The following is a 19,936-nucleotide window of genomic DNA, read 5'->3' as shown; positions in this document are numbered from 1 at the left end:
AAATACGGTATAGAGTGCTTGAAAGTTGTTTTTTACAAGAGTTTAATTCATATTTGAGATTCGAAAAATCAAAATAGTGTATAAAATGAGGCAACCTGTATTAGTTCAATTAATTTTTATGATACTGTTCTTAGGTTCAAATGAAGCTCACTGTCAGAAATCATTTTCTACAGCTGGCTTTTTTGAAGTGGAGAATAGTAATAGAAAGGTTTTTAACTTTAATCCAGGTTGGCGTTTTTATAAAGGAGATGTAGAAGCTGCTGGAACTAAAGATTTTGACGATTCAAATTGGATAGGAGTAAATCTGCCACATGGATTAGAGATATTGCCTGAAAATGCTAGTGGCGGTAGAAATTATCAAGGAAAAGCTTGGTACAGGAAAGAATTTGCTGTAGCAGAAGAAGACTTAAAAGGTAAAGTATTCTTGTACTTTGAAGCTGTCATGGGAGAAGCAAGAGTGTGGATTAATGGCAAGCAGGTAGCTGAACATTATGGAGGTTACCTGCCTTTTGCAATTGATGCTACAGATTTTTTAAATGAAGACGAGAAGAATATTGTTGCTGTAATGGCGGATAACAGTGATAGTAAATTGTATCCCCCAGGTAAAAATCAATCAGGGTTAGACTTTAGCTATTTTGGTGGTATTTACAGAGATGTTTTTTTAATAAAAACAAATAATATACATGTAACATTGCCAGAGTTAAGTAATACAGTTGCTGGAGGTGGTGTTTTTGTGGGGACTTTGGATGTAGATGAAAATATAGCAAAATTAGAAGTAAGAACAGAAGTAGTTAACGAAACGAATAGATTGCAACTTATTACTGTAAAATCTAGCTTAGAAGATGCGAATAAGAAGGTTCTTAAAACAGTAGAACAGCACATTAAATTACAGCCCAATAGAAGTAAGCAATTAAAAAAGCGATTTACAGTAAATGATGTACGTTTATGGTACCCTGATAATCCTTACTTACATTATCTAAGAACAGATATCTTGGTAAATGGAAAAGTCGTTGACCAAATGCGAACCAGGATAGGTATTCGTTTGTATGAAATGAAAGGACCAGAAGGCTTATTTGTTAATAAGAAATATATTGGGAAAAAATTAATTGGAGTTAACCGTCACCAAGATTATGTATATGTTGGGAATGCCTTACCAAATTCGTCGCATTATAGGGATGTTAAACTGCTCAGGGAAGGTGGCAGTGGCATTATAAGAGTAGGCCATTATCCTCAAGACGATGCATTTTATGATGCTTGTGATGAACTAGGTATGATCACCACCAGTGCTAATCCTGGATGGCATTTTTTTAATTTCAAAGAAAAAATATTTGAAGACCGACTATATGAAGACTCCCGTAATTTAGTAAGAAAAGATAGAAACAGACCATCAATCTTGCTTTGGGAAACAGCGCTAAATGAAACACCCTCACAGCCTGGGCATGTTATGAATAATATGCATAAAGTGGCGCATTCCGAATATCCATTCCCTGGCATGTTTACGGTTACAGATTACGAAGAAGCTAAAAAAGGTGGGTTAGATGTATACTATCATGGTCATGATAAAAAAGTAAACTCTTTTAACCGCGAGTTTGGAGATGGTTATGAAGTGGATGATTGGTACTCCCAAAACTCAGTAGTAAGGGTGAAGAGAGAGTGGGGAGAAAAAGCCATGATAGATCAATCATTGCGGCAAGCTAAAGAACTGTCAGCAAGATTTAAGACTGATAAGATACGTATTGGAGGAGCTATGTGGGCTGGTATAGATCATCAAAGAGGGTATCATCCAGACCCTTTTTGGGGAGGACATTTAAACGTTGCCAGGTTGCCGCGTTATACCTATTATTTGTATCAAAGCCAGTATGATCCAAACTATAAACTTGAAGGAATTAGCACAGGTCCAATGCTTTATATCGTTAATGAATTAACCCAGTTATCTTCTAAGGACATCATTATTTACAGTAATTGTGATGAAATACAGTTAACATGGATGGGTAAGGATTATGGTACTATGAAACCTTCTAAAGATTCTATATATAGTGGTTTACCTCACCCACCCTTTGTTTTTAAAGATGTTTTTAATTTGAAACAGCTAAAACATAGAACTAAAGAAGAAAGAAGTTTACCTGCAAAAATGATAGCTAAAGGTTTTGTTAATAACAAAGAGGTCATAGAAGAAGTAAAGGTATATGCCCAACGTTCAGAAAAACTAAAATTAAGTATAGATGACGAAGGCTTAGATTTAATAGCAGATGGTTCTGATTTTGTGCCTATCAGAGCAACTATAGTTGATCAGAGAGGTATAAAGAAAGTATTGGCCGAAGAGTATGTTTACTTTGAGGTTGAGGGACCCGCTCAGGTTATTGGGGGAATTAAAAACTTTGGTAACCCAGCTAAATCATCTTTTGGAATTGCTACGGCATTAATTAGAGCATCAACTCAACCAGGAACTATAAAAGTAAAAGCCTATGTGAATGGCTTAGAATCGGACGAAATAACTTTTGAATCAAAACCAATAAGAATACCGCTGTATTATGATGAGAATTATATGAAGTATTCTAAAATGGTTAATAAGGATATGGTAATGATTCAGGAGCGAAAAGACTATAGTGATGATTTACCTACAGACGTGAAGGCGTTACAAAGAGAAGTAAGAGCATTAAGATTAGAGTTGGTTGGAGAAAACCAGGCTTTTATGGAATTAAGAAGTAACCCTAAAAAGGAAGAGGATTAGATAAAAATAGTCTTGGTTTAATAAGGCACTACCATTATATTTTTTAGACCAAGATTTGTTCTTTCTTTTCCATTAACCTCATAAAGAGCCGTAAAGTTTTCTTTTTCATTCATATATTTTTTGTTGAAAACATCTAGAGAATCTTTATTTGTAAAGTGTTCAACAGTCGCTTTTACACCTATATCATGATTTGAAAAGAATAAAAAACATTCATTTTGATTAGGACCTTTAAATCTGGAAACTATTGAAAAATCTCTGTCTTCACCTTTAAAATATGTAGTAAATATGGTGTCCTTTAGTTTTGGATGCCTCTCCAATATTAGTTTTTCTCCTTCTAACTTAAAATAAGGATTGAAGTCATTAAAAAGTGATATAAACTTATCTTTGTTTAGAAATGGCCCAACAAAAATTAGGTTCCATTTTTTCAAATCTACTACAGAAGTATTAGAAGTATATCGTACATCAAAATCAGAGTTATGATTATAAAATAGTTTTGAAATGTAATGCGTGGCTTCTGCTCCCATGCTTGTTGTAAAATAGTAATGAGCCGGTTGAATAGTTTCTTTTAATTCAGGTTTATCTTCAATTAATTCGTAGTATTCTTCTGAAGAATTAATATTGTAATCCCTAACCCAACCATGTCCACCTGTTACAGTTTTACCTTGCATGCCAAAGAAATCGGCTACAACAAGTATTGACTTTTTTTTGTCATTTTTAAAGTAGGAGCCCCATAATTTTGGAGGTTCAGATTTAGAGTTTGAAATGATATAAAAAAGAGACACAAGTATTAATAAAATATAAGGTAGTATTTGTGTTAATTTAACATTTCTAAACGTCGTTTTTCGTAAATCTTGTTTCTCAAAACTTACACTATACTGTCCTTTATCAATACAAAGTCTCCAACTGGCATTTGCACCTTCGGTTTCGTAATAGTTATCTATTTTTTTCCGGAGATTATAAATGTTAACCCTTATTCTAGGGCTTGAATTGTTTAAATTATCTTTTTCTCCAAAAAATTCAAGATCTATAATGTCTTCTTTTAAATAGTTTCCTTCCAAAGTGGATTTAACGAGGTATTTAAGTAGGGCAGAACTCTTAGGCGCTTTTTTAAAAACGTCACTATTTGTGATGTTATCACAAATCTGTAGCTTTTTTTCTTTAGAAAGCATTTGGTTTTGGTTTTTATGAGAATTTGCTAAAAAATTAACGGTTACAAATACCGTTAAACAGCCGTTAAATATAACATTAATGTCCATTATTAGCTAATTTTAAAACATGTTTTTAATTTCTTCCATTTGAAATTGACCACCTCAAATTGAATGTTGACTACTCACAATCATTCGTTTTATTTTAATAAAATAAGGTTGGAAGAAACTAAAAATACTTAAAGGGTTTTTGAGTAATTCAAAATTATTTAAAAGAACCTTTATAATAATAACTAAATAAACTAATACTTAAATGAGATTAAACAAAAGACAAAAGAGGGTAAAGTCTTTAGCTAAATTGTGGCTATTTACTTTTATTTTCTCCGTAAGTTTTTGTGTCAATGCACAATCACAAACAAGAACAATTAATGGTACTGTAACCAATGCAGAGGATGGGTTGCCTATTCCAGGTGTAGCGGTTATAGTAAAAGGTTCTAGTACAGGAGCCGTATCAGATTTTGATGGTAATTTTTCCATTAACGCCAAGATAGGCGATATTTTGAGTTTCAGCTATTTAGGCATGAAAGATAAGGATGTAGAGGTAGTTGGCAATCAAATGAATGTTTCAATGTCTTCTTCTTTGGAAGATTTAGATGAAGTTATTGTAATTGGTTACGGGCAAGTAAAGAAGAAAGAAGTTACAGGCGCAGTATCGAGTGTTAAGGCAGAGGATATTGAGCAAATTGTGACTTCAGATTTAGGTACAGCATTGCAAGGGCAATTGGCTGGGGTAAATGTGATTTCTAGCTCAGGGCAACCGGGAGCTCAAGCTGAAATTCTAATTAGAGGTATCACTACAATTTCTGGGAGTAATTCCCCGCTTTATGTTGTTGATGGATTAATACAAGAAAGAGATCCTGGAATTAGTCCTAATGAAATTGAGTCTATAGATGTTTTAAAAGATGCTGCATCCACAGCAATTTATGGTACACGTGGTGCTGCTGGAGTTATTTTAATAACAACTAAGCAAGGTAAAGCAGGTTCCTTATCAGTTAGAGCTAATGCTACTTACGGTATTAAAAGACTTAACGGTGAAACGACACGTTTAATGAATGCAAATCAACAAACTTATTTTGAGCTATCAGGCGCTAGGACTAGTCAAACCAATGTTCGTCCTGATGATGAAATTGATATTATTGGTTTATCACCAAATAAGCTTCAGAATGATACCGATTTGTTTGATTACATAGTTCTTGATGATCAACCAGCACAAAATTACTCTGTGAATATTTCTGGAGGAACAGATGATATAACTTATAGTGTTACAACAGGTTTATTTAGTAATAAAGGAACTTTAGTCAATTCTAGTTTTGACAGGTTTAATATTAGAGCTAACACCACTTATAAACACAAAAAACTTGAAGTAAGAGCTAATGTTTCTGTTATTTCAGAAGAAAGAGAATTTACTCCGGGTGTACTAGTGGGACAAATTATTAGATATCAACCCAATAGACAAGATTTATTAGGAGTTGGTCCAGATGAAGACATTATCACGCCACTTGGTGATGATTCAAACAGGGTAAATTGGGTGTTAGAAAGTTTTGAAAACGAAAGACACCGAGAAGATGTTAGAACACAGACAAATTTAAGTTTGAATTATGATCTAATAAAAGGTCTACGGTTAACTACTAGGTTTGGATTTTCTACTACCAATCAATTTGAACACCGATTTAATCCGTTTCGTCAATTCTTTAGTCCAGATGGAAGGGATTTGAGTCCAGCATCAAGTAGTAGTGTGAGAAATGATGCGCTAAAGCGAAAAAATTATAGTTTAGATCTTTATGCTACATACAATTTGAACATTGATAAAACTCACGATTTTACATTTACAGGTGGTATGACCTTTGAAGATTATCATACCGAAAGATTTTCTGCATCCAGAGCAAATGTTTTAAATAACTCAATAAGGGTGCTTAATGGTACCAGCGAAAATCCTAATGTAGGATCAGGTCCTGATTTCCGCCATAGAATACAAGGGGTTATTGGACGTGTGCAGTATGGATATAAGGGGAAATATTTACTAAGTTCTAGTGTTAGAAGGGATGCTTCGTCTAGATTCGGTATAGAAAATAGATCAAACCTATTTCCTTCAATCGCTTTAGCTTGGAATATTTCTGATGAACCATTTTGGAAATCAATAAATAATACGATAAGTAGTGCGAAGTTTAGAGCAACTTATGGAGAAGTTGGAAATGAAAGCTTTAGCGATTATGCTTATGATGCTACAATTACACCAAATATAGACTATGTTTTTGGAACAAATAATATAAACACCGGAAGCTCAGATGAGTTGGTTAATGGTGCTATTCAAACAGGTTTTGCAAATAGTAATGTAAAATGGGAAACATCAATTCAAACAAATCTAGGTATAGATTTAGGCTTTTTCAAAAATAAACTGACCCTTACTGCAGAATATTATGATAAAACCAATAGAGACATGTTATTCCCAATAGTAACTCCAAGTTCAGCTGGAGGAAGTGGTAGAGCTACAAGAACTTTGAATATTGGTAATATGACTAATAAAGGTATAGAAGTTAGTGCTGGATATAGAGGGAAAATAGGTGGTTTAAGGTTTAGAATGAATGGTATATTTTCAACCAATAAAAACAAAATCACTAAGATAGAAGGCGATAGCGGGTTTATACTTACTAACGATAATGGGCTAGTAAGTCAAGATGGTGGTTTTTCAACCATTACAGCCTTAGCAGAAGGTTATGAGGCTGGAGCTTTCTTTTTATATACTACTAATGGCGTGATAAATACGCAAGAAGAACTAGATGCTTATAACGCTTTAGGAGAACAAGCAAAATTGGGGGATTTAATATACGAGGATAACAATAACGACGGTAGAATAAGTGAGGCCGATAGGGTATATAAAGGAAGTGGTTTACCTGAATATGAAATAGGGTATAACTTGAATATTGACTATAAAGGATTTGATTTGTCTATGAACTGGTATGCGGCATTAGGACATGAAATTATGAACGGATCTAAAGCTTCTGCATTTGCATTTGGTAGACATGAAGATTTAGTTTACCAATGGTCTGAAGTCAATTCAAATTCAAATATACCAACATTTAGAGGTATTTCTAAAAACCACCCTAATTACAGAGGTTATACAGACTTGTGGTTAGAAAAAGGGGATTATTTACGTTTAAGACAAGTAACTTTGGGGTATAGTCTTTCAAAAAAACTTACTGAGCGTATAGGCTTAACTAGATTGAGGCTTTACGTTTCAGCACAAAACCCATTAACATTTACCGAATATACTGGTTATGACCCAGAAGTAGGAGGTGGTATTGGCGCTAGAGGTTTAGACAAAGGAAATTATCCTATCACTTCACAGTATTTACTAGGTTTAAATTTAAATTTTTAAGAAAGCATGAAAAATTCACATATTAAACAATTATTATTAGTTTTCATTATGTGCTTAGTAGCATGTGATGACGATAGCTTGACTGAGACAAATCCAAATCAACTTTCAGTAAGCGTATTTTGGCAGAATTTAAAAGATACAGAAACGGGCTTAGCAGCAACATACAACAGTATGTTACACGAAGACGTACTATCTATTCTTGATGAATCTTTAAGGTCTGATGAAGGATGGCCAGGTTTTGGAAGACCAGTAACAAATAGAGATGGTCTTAAAATATTATACGAGAAAACCTATACTAACAGTAGTGGTTTAGTTCAAAATAAATGGGATGCATGTTATACGGTTGCTTTTAGAGCAAATCAAGTTATTGAAGCCCTTGAACGTTTAGAATCTACATTAGGAGAAGAAGCCCTTGAAGAGTGGACAAGACAGATGGGACAAGCTAGATTTTTTAGAGGTCTAATGCATTTTTATTTGCACACAGCTTATAACAACGGGAGTATTATTATAAGAGATCGTGTTCCTGTTGAGGATGAGGATTTTAATCTTCCATTGTCTCCAGCAGAAGAAGTTGTTGCATTCTTTAGATCAGATTTAGAATATGCTTATGAAAACTTACCAGCTAGATATCAAAACCCTAATCAGAATTTAGGACGTGTTACAAAAGGAGCAGCGGCCACTATTCTAGGTACTAGTTACCTTTATAAGGAAGATTATACAACAGCAATGGTTTACTTCAATGATGTTATAAATAACGTAACAGCAGATTACGGTTATGAATTAGTTGAAGATACCAGTCTATTATTTACAACAGCAGGAGAGTTTAATGCTGAATCTATATTTGAACTAAATTATACTAGAGATTACAGAACAGATATAGGTGTATGGCAGGATAATGTATTAACAAATCAATTAGCGCTTAAAACGACTAATAATGAAGGACCTAACTTACCTGCATGGTTAATCAATGCTTATAAAACAGACCAAATGGATCCTTCAGATGAAAGAAATTTTTATGAAGATCCAGATTCTCCATCTGGTTTAACGCTTCGTCCTGTATCATTAAGGACATCATCTATGATTGCTATTGTTGATGATACACATTCTCCTTATTATGGAGATTTAACTGGGAATAAAGTCATTTTAGGAAATAATGGCTGGGGTTTTGGTAGATATAAAAAATACACAAATCATGATATAGGCACTGGCGAAGGAGGAGATCCTAGAGGGTCAAGAGCTTCAGGGAAAAATATAGTAGTAAATAGATTGGCAGATGTTTACCTAATGCAAGCAGAGTGTTTAATAAAAACAGGAGATGTTGCTGGAGCGTTAGAGCATATAAATGCAGTAAGACACAGATGGGCACTTCGTTTGTTAGGACCTATAAATCCTAAATGGGCTGGATCACTTTTTGATTTAGAAAGCTATGATGAAGACAGTCTTATGGAGCGTTTAATGTTTATAGAGAAACCTTTAGAGATGTCGATGGAAGGACATCAAATACGTTGGAATGATCTAAGAAGATGGGGTATAATAGGAGATAACTTTAATAAATTATCAAATGAAACCTATTACGCTAAGTCGGCAACCGTTGAAAGAGTGGATGGTACTACTAGAAACAGACAAAACTCATCGATAAGTCCAGATCCGGCAGGTGCTAACTTAAATATTCGTTTGAATACTATAGATTATGAGTATGATGAAGCCGCTAATAATTACAATCCAACTATTCACGATTATCTGCCCATACCACTAAATGAAGTTATGAGAAATCCAAACATTAATTAGAAAATAAGATGAAAAATTTAAGATATTTAATATTAGTAATCGCCCTTGTTTTTGTTTTTGGGTGTGAAGATGAAACCTTGCCAGAGCCATTTCAGGATGCTACATGGGTTTCTAATATTCGTCCTGGTGATGCCTATGTAGTCAATCAAGGAAAATCTGTGAGCTTTAGAGATTTATCACAAGGTGCATTGTCGCATGAATTTATTATAGAGGAAGGAAATAAGTATTTATATCCAGGATTTGGAGAGAATGATTCACTACCACTTTTTGTAAATGATAAGTTAGGAACGGTCTCAACAAATACAGATGCACATGTGTTATTTTTAAATACAGGGATTAATGAAGTAAAACTCAGAAATACCTTTAAAGACTCTGTAACTTATCAAGGAGCTGTTCCTATTCCTGCATTTCAAGAAAATGGTGTTTGGGTTATAGAAAATGTGTGGACTGTTGATGTGTTTGGACCTTTAAAACCAGCTTTTAAAGTCCTAGATAAAGATGACAACGAAATTGTTAATATCTCTGGAGATGAAGAAATTTCAATTGAAGATAAAGATACATGGCCAGTTATACAAGTAGAAGCTGGAGATGCTCTAACCTATATTGATTTGACAAGTGAAGATAGGCCAACAGGAAGATCATGGACTAACACCAAAGGGAAACCTGTGTCCTCAAATGATTCGATAAATGTTGTTGGCTATTTTTCACTTGGTAGTTTTAATGCAGGTAATATGACATCTATAAGAGAAGGGGATGAATTTCCAGAAGAAAGGGTTAAAAAATTAATACCTTTGGTTATAGAGGTAATCCCTTCTTCGCAACCCTTTATTTATAATGAAGCAGGTGGGATAATACAAAACAACGATGATTCCATTACAATAGGGGTTACTGGAGAGATAGAGCCATTTGTTGGAGCAGAAGATAGTTTTACCGTACGTGTTGTTAATACAGCTGCTGGTTTTGATCAAGAGATACCGGTATTGAGTGCAACAATTAATCCTTCAGATGCTACGAAAATAGATTTAGTACTTTCTCAACCTGTTTATAATACAGACGAAATAACAGTAGCCTATGCGGGAAATGTAATTGAATCTGTTGATACCAGAGTTTTACAAGATTTTGGACCCTTTGATGTACAGATAAATTTAGGAGCTAATATTTTAACCAACCCTAAATGGGGGTTTGAAACAGCAGCTACGACAGGTAACATTACAAGAAAAGCTGGTCTAGATGGGTACTGGGCGGGTGCGCCTAATGATCCTAACAGGTATTTTTTTAGAAATACTGAAAATTTTGCATCAGGGGTAGCTTCTTTAAGATATTCTAACCCAAATGGAATTGATAGAAATATCACTTTACAAGGTTATAGTTTATCAAGCCCTAATGGTATACCAGCGGGGAGTTATTTAATGTCCTATCAAGTTTATTTAGAAGTAGGAAATACGATGAAAGGTTTTAGTACATCAAGATCACCTTTTGGTGTATTTTCATGGGACTTAGAGACTTTGCCTAGAGGCGAATGGGTTGAAATAAATAGAGTAGTTACCGCAGGTAGCAATATTCCTAGTGGCCAACAGATTAATCTATCAGTAACATCTGGAGATAATTCTGGTGTAACAGGAGAACAAATTATGTATTGGGATGATTTATCCTTAATATTATTAGAAGAAAGACCATAGACAGTTATTAGTTATGGTGTTTGAGTTAGTTAATTAGTTTTGGGCTGCCGTGTTTGTTCGGCAGCCTTTTCAAGATTGATTGTGTTACAGGTTATTAAAGATGTAGAAAATATTATTAAGAACTCATTTAGACTTTTTTGAGTTGCATAGCAGAGCTACGGAAGGAAAAAAAGACAAAAACAGAGCTGAAAACAGGAATTTTTTAGCAAATTGAAAAAGTCTAAATGAGTTCTAAGTTAAAATAAGGTAATAAAAAGTGAAAAAGATTATTTATTGATTTTTCTTATTTTAAATCAATAGCTTAAAAATTAAATAAATACTATGAAAAAGAAAATACAAAAACTTTTATTTGTTTTCGTTGTTTTATTGGGCATTCAACATACGTGTTTTGCTCAATTGGAACAAACCGCTTTGGAAAAAATTTCAGCACTAGAGGCTTTAATTAATGAAGCAGAAACTAAAGGTATAGATGTTTTGAAGGAGAAAATGACAGTAAGAACTGCACAGGTGTTTTTAGAATATGCCAATTGGGATGAAAATAACATTACAATTAATACAGGCTATTTTGATAGAGTCTCAATTTATAAAAGTAATGCTGCTACATTGGCAAATGACCTTCCGGATTTTGAGCGAAGTGAAGTTATTTTAATGTTAGATGAAGCCATTGCAACAGCAAATAAATTGATTAGTGGCGAAATTAAAAGAAAGCCAAGTCCAAAAGTAGATTGGGCCGACGTTTCTATTAGTGGGAATCAAATTTTGTTTCAAGGGAAACCCGTTTTTATGAATGATTATTCTTGGAAACCTTCTATTCCAAAGCTAACAGATTTTTTTGGAAACAAAGATGGTGTTTTTATGACACCTCAAGATGTGTTTAATGATTCGGGGTCAATTAGATCATCATTACTGAATAACATAAACGGTAAAACTAATAGTACTTTTGGATTTATTTTTTTAAATCATAAAGGGGTTCCGGGTTGGGCAGAAACAAAATATGGACCAGGTTTCAGAATGCGTGAAGATACCTTTACAGCTTATGATATAGATAATCCTGGAGCACGTGAAATGCAAAGCTTTCTTTTGGAAGGTACAGTACCTTTAATGAAGGGCAAAAAATATACAGACTTAGGTTATATGCTTTGTAATGAACCCCATTTTATCACCACAAAAGATGGAACTAATGATGTATGGGCTTCGGGTCCTGTCTCAGAGCATTCAATAACAAAGTTTAAATCTTGGTTACAAACAAAACATGCCTCTATAGCAAACTTAAATACGTTGTGGGGAACAAGTTTTCCTTCATTTAATGACGTAACTATAGATATTCCTATTGAAAAAGCATTGAAAGGTACTCCTAAATGGTACGATTGGCAACGCTTTAACATGGATAGGGTTACTGAATGGTATCAATTTTTGAAAGATGAAATAAATAAACATGACCCGGAAGCAAAAGTGCATATTAAATTAATACCTGGTATGTGGACAGGTAATAGAAGAGACCATGGGTTAGATTTTGAAGCACTTACAGAGCTTAGTACTATTATTGGTAATGATGCAGCTTCTCATAATTCATATATGTGGGGACCAAAACAAGAATGGGAGTCACGCTATAATTTTGAGTGGAGAGAAATGTGTATGTCTTATGATTTTTTCAAATCAGTAAACCCTAATAGTATTAATTTTAACTCAGAGGGACACTTTCTTTCAACAACCAGATTTAGAGATTTATACCTAAAACCTTCTTATGCTAGAATGGCTCATTGGTTAGCTTATATTCAAGGACTAAATGTCGTGCAAACATGGCTTTGGGCTAGACAAGACGATGGAAATGGTAATTTGTCCATTAAATCTCAAGCAGGAAGCGGGTATGCCGGATCAAATAATCAACAGCCTAGAATAGTTAATGCGTTAGAGGCTACTGTTATTGACTTGAATGCGCATTCTGAACATATTGCCGCACTTCAAAATGTAAGAAAATCGATTAGAATATTTAATACAAATACAACTGGAATCAATAAGGACGGAAATATGGATGATACGTTTCATTTATATGAGTCGTTGTTTTTTGATGGTCTTTCTATTGGATTTGCCACAGAAAATATTATTAGAAAGCAAAATAATTCGCTTTGGGATGCTATTCTAGTTTATAAAACTGATTTTGCTACTGATGAGGAGTTTAATGCTTTACAAGAATATTTAGATGGAGGAGGTACCGTTATTATAGACGCCGTGAGTCTTAAAAAAGATGAGTACGGAAGAACACGAAGTACTACTTTGAACACCAACAGTGGAGGCATGATTATTTCTGCTTCAGATGTATCTGATTTTGCTAATAAAGCCAAAAACGTTGCCGACACAAAACAAAGGTTTCCAAATATTACGTTGTCAGAAACTAATGATTTAGGTTTAAAAGGATGTATGTGGAGAGCTTATACGAGTTCAGATGATAAAGAAATTATATCTATAGTTAACATTGGAAAAACCAAAGCATCAATAACTCTTGGTTTAAAAGGCGCTTCAAATGCCATAATTTGCGAGAACCTTCTAACAGGAGAAAAGTTAGATGCTAATTTTGAAATGAATCCAGAAGACGTTTTGCTTTTGCAAGTAAGAGAGAAAACAGCTGAAGATAGTCAATTTACTATAGGTGTAAATGGTGAAACTTGCCCTGATAAAAAAAATGGAAAGATTAGTATTGTTGCAGATGTAGAACAAAACTATGAAGTTGCATTTAACGGTACCAATACAAGTTTCAATAGAGAACTGGTCTTGGAAAATATTGTTCCAGGAACTTATGATTTGTGTATTTCTGTTGTAGGCAACACTTTTAGTCAATGCTATACGTTAGAAGTTGAATCATCATCAGAAATCACAGGAAAATCTTCATATAATGCTAACAAAATTTCGGTTGAAATAGAAGAAGGAACGGCGCCTTTTACGGTTGATGTTAATGGTGAATTGGTTTATGAAACGTATTCTGATTCTTTCTCTTTAGAAGTTAATCATGGTGATGTCATGCAAGTAAAATCCAGTAAGTCTTGTGAAGGGACATTCACTAAAACCGTTAATTTTTCGGGCCATATTAAAGCATTCCCTAATCCAACAAAAGGAATGGTGGAGTATATGATACCAACTAAAGAAAAACAGGTAACTGTAAATGTATATAATATTCAATCGCAGTTAATCTCTTCAAAAGTATATCCTATAGAATCAGGTAAAGTTCATTTAAATTTAAAAGATAAACCAGTTGGAATTTATTTTGCGAAAGTATTATTAAATGAACCTATCAATATTAAAATTATAAAAAACTAGTTTGATGAAGAATGTAATATATTTAATAATCGCAGGCATTTTAACATATTCTTGCTCAGGAGGAGGAGATGATTCGGGTGAACAGGCCGAAAACCAAGCACCAACAAAGGTGTCAACATTAACTTATCCAACAAATAACTTATTGTGCATTACAAATGTTTTGGATTTTCAGTGGGAAGCTGCTTCAGACCCTGATGGCGATTCGGTTTCATATGTGTTGGAAATTTCGCAGGATAATGGATTTGCGGCTATAGATGAATCCTTTACGGTATCAAATACCAATAAAACAGTAACTTTAGATAAAGGAATTGCTTATTATTGGAGAGTTAAAGCAACAGATAGTAAAAACTTAAGTAGTGATTACTCTTCTGTTTATCAGTTCTATACTGAAGGAGATGGAGGTTTAAACCATTTACCGTTTGCACCAGAACTTTTATCACCAGATTTGAATACGACTATAACTGGTAGTACAGTTAATTTGAATTGGAAAGCTAATGATGTAGATGATGATTCTTTAACTTATGATGTTTTCTTTGGTACAGAGAATCCACCAGTTAATAAAGAAGGAGATAACCAAGAAGAAAATAGTTTGACCGTAAATATAAATGCTTCAACAGATTATTATTGGAAAGTTATTGCGAAAGATAATAATGGAGGTGAAACTATAGGTCAAGTTTGGAGTTTTTCTACCCAGTAATTTTTTATTTTTATTATTATTAAACAAATTGAATTAAACTCCAAAAAGTATTGATGAACATTTTTTTTAAAAGAGTCGTTACAGTAGCTATTTTTTTATCTTATATATGCTTAACGGCTCAAATACCCGCCTTACAAGATAGAAGTTTTGTAAAATTAGACCACTGGAAATTTTCAAAAGGAATAGATAATCAAGGACATCTATTGACTAAAAGTGATTTGAGTTGGCAAGATGTGATTGTACCACATAGCTATTCCATGGATGCCATTAAAGGCATTGGGTATTACAAGGGACAAGCATGGTATAGAACAATACTTAAGGTACCAGAATCTATGAAAGAGGAGCGTATTTTTATTCGCTTTGAAGGTGTAGGTCAAGAAGCTATTGTCTATTTAAATGGTGAAAAAATAGGAAAGCACGTTGGCGGATATTCCGCATTTTGCTTTGAAGTAACTGATAAAATAAAATTTGAAGGAAAAAATGTGTTAGCTGTAAATGTAACTAACGCTCCTAGCTTTAAGCGGATTCCAGTTGACGATGCTTTGTTCAATCATTATGGAGGTATTTATAGGCCCGTTCAAATGTTTTCAACACCTAAATGCAATATAACACCAACATATTTTGCATCTTCAGGTGTTTTTATTGAAGCTACGGAGGTAAAATCAAATAAAGCTAAGCTAGAAATACGCACCCATATTTCTAATCAATCTTCGTTAAATGAAGTCAAGATTAAATATATTATAAGAAATAAGGCAAGCGAGATTGTGAGTGAAGCCGAGAGGTTGTTTGAGACGATTGGAAAAGATTTAATTGCCACAAACCATATGGAGTTAGATCGTCCTATACTTTGGAATGGAAAACTAAATCCATATCAATATAGTTTAGAAGTTCAGTTGTTTTGTGGAAATACTATTGATAAAATCACTCAAAAATTTGGTGTAAAAACATACCAAATAGATAGTAGTAAAGGTTTTATTTTAAATGACGAACCTTATAATTTGCATGGGGTATGTAAGCATCAAGAACGAGAAGACGTTGGTCCAGCCATGAATAAAGGGCAGTTAGTTGAAGATATGGAACTTATTGATGAAATTGGTGCTACAGTTTTAAGGTTGTCACATTACCAGCATTCTGATAAAACCTATGAACTGGCTGACGAAAAAGGAATTTTAGTTTGGGCAGAAATTCCATTTGTTCATGATTGGAGCGGAAGAGAAGGAAGTAATGCAAAACAACAATTACAAGAACTTATTTTACAAAACTATAATCATCCAAGCATATTTGTTTGGGGCTTATGGAATGAAGTACGTGCATGGAGTGGAGAAAAGACTCCTTCTGTAGTTTTAACTAAAGAATTAAAGAAGTTATCACATGAATTAGATAAAACCAGGTTGACCATCTCTGCTAGTGATAGAGATATTGTATCGACTATGGGCGGAATTACGGATTTGCAAGCATGGAATAAATATTTTGGCTGGTACACGCCAGCTATTGAAGGGCTTTCAAATTGGCTAGACTCATCCCATAAAAAATTTCCAAATACAACCATTAGCATTAGTGAATATGGTGCAGGAGGAAATATTCAACACCAAGATATAAATAAGTTGGAGAAGCCCAAAGGCATGTATTTCCCTGAGCAGTTTCAAACAGAATATCATGAGAAGAGTTGGGAAATAATAAAAAACCGTCCATTTGTTTGGAGTTCTTTTGTTTGGAATATGTTCGATTTCTCTGTTGCCGGATGGAATCGTGGAGGAGTAAGAAACCTTAACCATAAGGGGCTAATTACTTTTGACAGGAAAGTAAAAAAGGATGCTTTTTATTTTTACAAAGCGAATTGGAGTGATAAACCAGTTTTATATATAGCCGAAAGAAGACATAAAGATAGAACTCAAGAAAAAACGTCTGTAAAAGTGTATACAAACTTAAGTAAAGTGACTTTATATGTAAATGATAAGAAGATTAAAACGCAAAAGTTAACTTCAGATATTAATAGTATCGTATTTAATGATATTCAACTTAAAGAGGGAAATAATAGTATTAAAGTAATCTCAAAAGGAAATTCTTTGAAATTAGAAGATAGTGTTATTTGGACTTTAAAAAAATCGGGTTTAGCTTTGAATTAACTAAAGTTCCATAAAAATGAAACAAATAGTTTTACTACTTTTAATGACTTCCCAAGTTTTATGGGGACAGACTAAAAATGATATTTGGACTTTTAAGAGTACAGAGCTTCCTTTTAAAGATTCACTTTTGGTATGGAACGATAGGCTTCCTAAATCTTGTCCTGTAACGTATTCTTCATCAATAAAAAGCCTAGCTTTTACACAAAGATTTGCTAATTATACCAAGGCAGATACTTGGTATCCTACATGGGCATCAGATGGTAATTTATACTCACCTTGGACAGACGGTACCATAGGAAGTAATATGAAATTTGTGTGGTCCGGAGCAGGAGGGAACTCTAAAAGAGGACAGGCAAAAATTGTTGGGAATAACCCCATGCATTTAGAGATAGAGGATTATAAAATATTTGAATCTTCAGCATTACCTTATCAAGGACGATACCCTTGTGGAAGTTTATGGTATAATGGTGTTTGGTATTACGGATCTTATACTATAGATCAACCAAAACCAGAAATTGCAAAAAACTATGGATGGTATGTTCAAGGGCCGTTAGTTGGGTTTAGGCATTCTGTTGATAATGGAAAAACTTGGGTAGAATCAAAACATACCCCAAGTAAACCATTGTTCCCTGAACATTCAAGAAACGAATTAGATTTGGAAGCCGGTAAACAGGGACCTTTTATAAAAATGGGAGCTCCTCATTTTGTTGATTTTGGTAAAAACATGCAACATTCTCCAGATGGAAAAGCATATTTAATTGGACATGGATCTCTAAATCTAGATTCTAAACCTCGAGTATCTAATAATTCATGGAATTCAGCTGATGCTGTTTTTATGGCTAGAGTTACACCTTCTATTGAAAATATGAATAACAGATCTAAGTACGAATACTTTTGTGGTTTTAATAATGATGGAAGTGAAAAATGGACTAAAAATTTTTCAGAAATAAAGCCAGTATTTGAGTGGAATAACTATTGTGGTATTGTAACCATGACTTATGTAAAGCCACTAAATAAGTATTTAATGTGTATTACCAATGGACATAAAGGTACGACCACTCGAAAAAAATATGACACTTATGTCTTAGAATCGACGAATATTACAGGACCATGGAATATAGTAACTTATATGGAGAATTTTGGTCCCCAGGCCTACTTTGTAAACATCCCTTCAAAGTTTATTAGTGAAGACGGCAAAACAATGTGGTTATGCTATTCTGCAAATTATATGCTGGAGAAAAAAAGAAATAATAAGACTTTTTTAAAACAAACAAAACCTGTAGGGAGTGCTTACTCTTTGTGTTTGCAGGAAATTAAACTTTCGGTTGATAAAAATGAAATATTTAAAAAGAACTAATTAATTAGAATTGTTATGCTTTACAAGAACAGATGGGTAAGTCTTTTTTAATGATTCCATAAGTTTATTGGTAACAGCTGTATGTTCTTCTGAAATATTTTTTAATTCGCCAGGATCTGTTTTGTGATCATATAACTCATAATTAAACTTAGGAGCATTGCCAGACACAATGAGTCTGTATTGGTTGTTTACAACCGTCGCAGAACCTCTCCAAAAACTAAGCACATCATCTCTAACTTTAATATTAGGGTTGTTAATAACAGGCAGTAGAGATGTGCCTTCCAAAGGGAGATAGGTAGCCGTATTTTGCAAATTACATGCATCTATTAATGTTGGATAAATATCAATTGAAGCTGCCAAAGCATTAGTTGCTATGCCTCGTTTTTGTTGCTGAGGTATTTTTATAATTAATGGGCTATGTAGAGCGCTTTCTAGAGGCGTGTGCTTCCCCCAGACATTATGCTCTCCAAGATGCCAACCATGATCGCCCCAAAGTACCACAACAGTATTTTCTGAAAGCCCATTTTCCTTGAGGGCCTTTAGTACTTTACCAATTTGAGTGTCAGTGTAACTTACACAAGCCATATAAGCTCTACGAATGTCTTGAGCATCTTTTTCAGATAATGTTTCTTTACCTTGAGGTCTTTCAAAAGGACGATTAGTCTTGTATTTATAGAATTCAGCACTCTTGTTAGCTTTTTTGGTTTCCCCTCTTTGCATGGCATTTTTAGAAGGGATTTCTACGTTTTTATAAATATCATAATATGTCTTTGGAGCAACAAATGGTAAATGCGGTTTTAAAAAACCTAAAGCCATAAAAAAGGGTTTGTCTGATTTTTTGTGAGTTTTGAGCTGGTTTATAGCAGTTTCTGCAAACATCCCGTCAGGTAGTTCATTATCTTTAATATCTGGAAATAATGAATAAGGCATATAGCCAGAACCATCATCACGATCTTTGCCATTAGGGTAAGCTACAACCAAAGATCGTTTCCAATTGCCTAAAGGTGTTAATACTTTATCCCAGGTATTTGGTAAATCATGGTTCTCATTAATCTTTTCAATATTTTTGCTCTTCCAGCCATCATCAGAATGTGAAATTTTACCAATACAAACAGTTTCATAACCATTTTTCCTAAACAATTCAGGCATCGTTCTGGCTAAATTAGAAGCTCCACGAGGAATAGCATTAAAAGCTTCCTTATTATGAAGCTCATTTTTAGTTCTGGGATACCTACTTCTCAACATGGACGATCTAGATGCACCACAAGTGGCCACTTGTACATAGTGGTTTTTAAACAACCGCCCTTCAGAAGCCAATTTATCTATTTCTGGTGTCTGAGCAAATCCTACATCATAACAGCCTAAAAACGGCCGAAGATCATCAACAGCAATAAATAAAACATTTGGTTTGCTTTTAAGATTATCAGGTTTTGTTGTTTTAGATTGACTATTTGAATTACCACAATTTAAAAGCAACAGCCCCATAAATAAACTACTAAATACTATTTTAATACGTGTCATGTGAATTTTAGGAAATATGTTGTAGAATATGATGTTTTAAGCTATAAAGTTAACGTATTTATAGCTTAATTAGAAGTATTTGAGACGCTAAATTATAGAAAAGGAATAAATTAAAAATAGATCATAAAAAAAGCCCAAAACAAA

General features: G+C 33.8%; 10 protein-coding genes. 8 read left to right on the top strand and 2 right to left on the bottom strand.

The features are described from left to right. Positions 1–85: 85 nt before the first annotated feature. Positions 86–2,731, top strand: coding sequence for a glycoside hydrolase family 2 protein (locus Q4Q34_RS00265; RefSeq protein ID WP_303319062.1), 2,646 nt, complete (start codon positions 86–88; stop codon positions 2,729–2,731). A 17-nt stretch (positions 2,732–2,748) separates the two neighbouring features. Here Q4Q34_RS00265 and Q4Q34_RS00260 read toward each other — a convergent pair whose 3' ends face one another. After that, entirely contained in the window at positions 2,749–3,987 is a 1,239-nt protein-coding gene (locus tag Q4Q34_RS00260) for a hypothetical protein (RefSeq protein ID WP_303319063.1), read from the bottom strand. Positions 3,988–4,189: 202 nt separating this feature from the next. On the opposite strand from Q4Q34_RS00260, the gene Q4Q34_RS00255 reads away from it, so the two are divergent. From Q4Q34_RS00255 to Q4Q34_RS00225, 7 genes are all read left to right on the top strand, one after another. Further along, a complete protein-coding gene (locus Q4Q34_RS00255) occupies positions 4,190–7,312 on the top strand; it encodes a SusC/RagA family TonB-linked outer membrane protein (RefSeq protein ID WP_303319064.1) in 3,123 nt (1,040 codons plus the stop codon). A 6-nt stretch (positions 7,313–7,318) separates the two neighbouring features. Beyond that, positions 7,319–9,100 carry a RagB/SusD family nutrient uptake outer membrane protein gene (locus tag Q4Q34_RS00250; protein ID WP_303319065.1) on the top strand — a complete coding sequence of 594 codons (1,782 nt, stop codon included), beginning with the start codon at positions 7,319–7,321 and terminating at the stop codon, positions 9,098–9,100. Between the two features lie 8 nt (positions 9,101–9,108). Next, the gene (locus Q4Q34_RS00245; protein WP_303319066.1) at positions 9,109–10,779 is read left to right on the top strand and encodes a hypothetical protein; all 1,671 of its coding nucleotides are present in this window, start codon (positions 9,109–9,111) and stop codon (positions 10,777–10,779) included. A gap of 321 nt (positions 10,780–11,100) precedes the next feature. Next, the gene (locus Q4Q34_RS00240) at positions 11,101–14,091 is read left to right on the top strand and encodes a beta-galactosidase (RefSeq protein ID WP_303319067.1); all 2,991 of its coding nucleotides are present in this window, start codon (positions 11,101–11,103) and stop codon (positions 14,089–14,091) included. 4 nt (positions 14,092–14,095) lie between these two features. Beyond that, entirely contained in the window at positions 14,096–14,788 is a 693-nt protein-coding gene (locus Q4Q34_RS00235) for a hypothetical protein (protein WP_303319068.1), read from the top strand. Between the two features lie 53 nt (positions 14,789–14,841). Further along, complete coding sequence (locus tag Q4Q34_RS00230; protein ID WP_303319069.1) at positions 14,842–16,914, top strand: glycoside hydrolase family 2 protein; 2,073 nt, start codon at positions 14,842–14,844, stop codon at positions 16,912–16,914. A gap of 16 nt (positions 16,915–16,930) precedes the next feature. Continuing rightward, the gene (locus tag Q4Q34_RS00225) at positions 16,931–18,271 is read left to right on the top strand and encodes a hypothetical protein (protein ID WP_303319070.1); all 1,341 of its coding nucleotides are present in this window, start codon (positions 16,931–16,933) and stop codon (positions 18,269–18,271) included. Here Q4Q34_RS00225 and Q4Q34_RS00220 read toward each other — a convergent pair whose 3' ends face one another. After that, positions 18,272–19,792, bottom strand: coding sequence for a sulfatase (locus Q4Q34_RS00220; protein WP_303319071.1), 1,521 nt, complete (start codon positions 19,790–19,792; stop codon positions 18,272–18,274). Between the last annotated feature and the right edge of the window lie 144 nt (positions 19,793–19,936).

It is taken from the genome of Flavivirga abyssicola (assembly GCF_030540775.2).
Taxonomy (GTDB): Bacteria; Bacteroidota; Bacteroidia; order Flavobacteriales; family Flavobacteriaceae; genus Flavivirga; species Flavivirga abyssicola.
Note: the sequence above shows the minus strand (reverse complement) of the source record. Positions and strands in the feature narration are given on the sequence as shown.

Bases quoted from the DNA above. Each gene is read 5' to 3' on its own strand.
- Q4Q34_RS00265 (WP_303319062.1), top strand. From the start codon at position 86: ATGAGGCAACCTGTATTAGTTCAATTAATTTTTATGATACTGTTCTTA.
- Q4Q34_RS00260 (WP_303319063.1), bottom strand. From the start codon at position 3,987: ATGGACATTAATGTTATATTTAACGGCTGTTTAACGGTATTTGTAACC.
- Q4Q34_RS00255 (WP_303319064.1), top strand. From the start codon at position 4,190: ATGAGATTAAACAAAAGACAAAAGAGGGTAAAGTCTTTAGCTAAATTG.
- Q4Q34_RS00250 (WP_303319065.1), top strand. From the start codon at position 7,319: ATGAAAAATTCACATATTAAACAATTATTATTAGTTTTCATTATGTGC.
- Q4Q34_RS00245 (WP_303319066.1), top strand. From the start codon at position 9,109: ATGAAAAATTTAAGATATTTAATATTAGTAATCGCCCTTGTTTTTGTT.
- Q4Q34_RS00240 (WP_303319067.1), top strand. From the start codon at position 11,101: ATGAAAAAGAAAATACAAAAACTTTTATTTGTTTTCGTTGTTTTATTG.
- Q4Q34_RS00235 (WP_303319068.1), top strand. From the start codon at position 14,096: ATGAAGAATGTAATATATTTAATAATCGCAGGCATTTTAACATATTCT.
- Q4Q34_RS00230 (WP_303319069.1), top strand. From the start codon at position 14,842: ATGAACATTTTTTTTAAAAGAGTCGTTACAGTAGCTATTTTTTTATCT.
- Q4Q34_RS00225 (WP_303319070.1), top strand. From the start codon at position 16,931: ATGAAACAAATAGTTTTACTACTTTTAATGACTTCCCAAGTTTTATGG.
- Q4Q34_RS00220 (WP_303319071.1), bottom strand. From the start codon at position 19,792: ATGACACGTATTAAAATAGTATTTAGTAGTTTATTTATGGGGCTGTTG.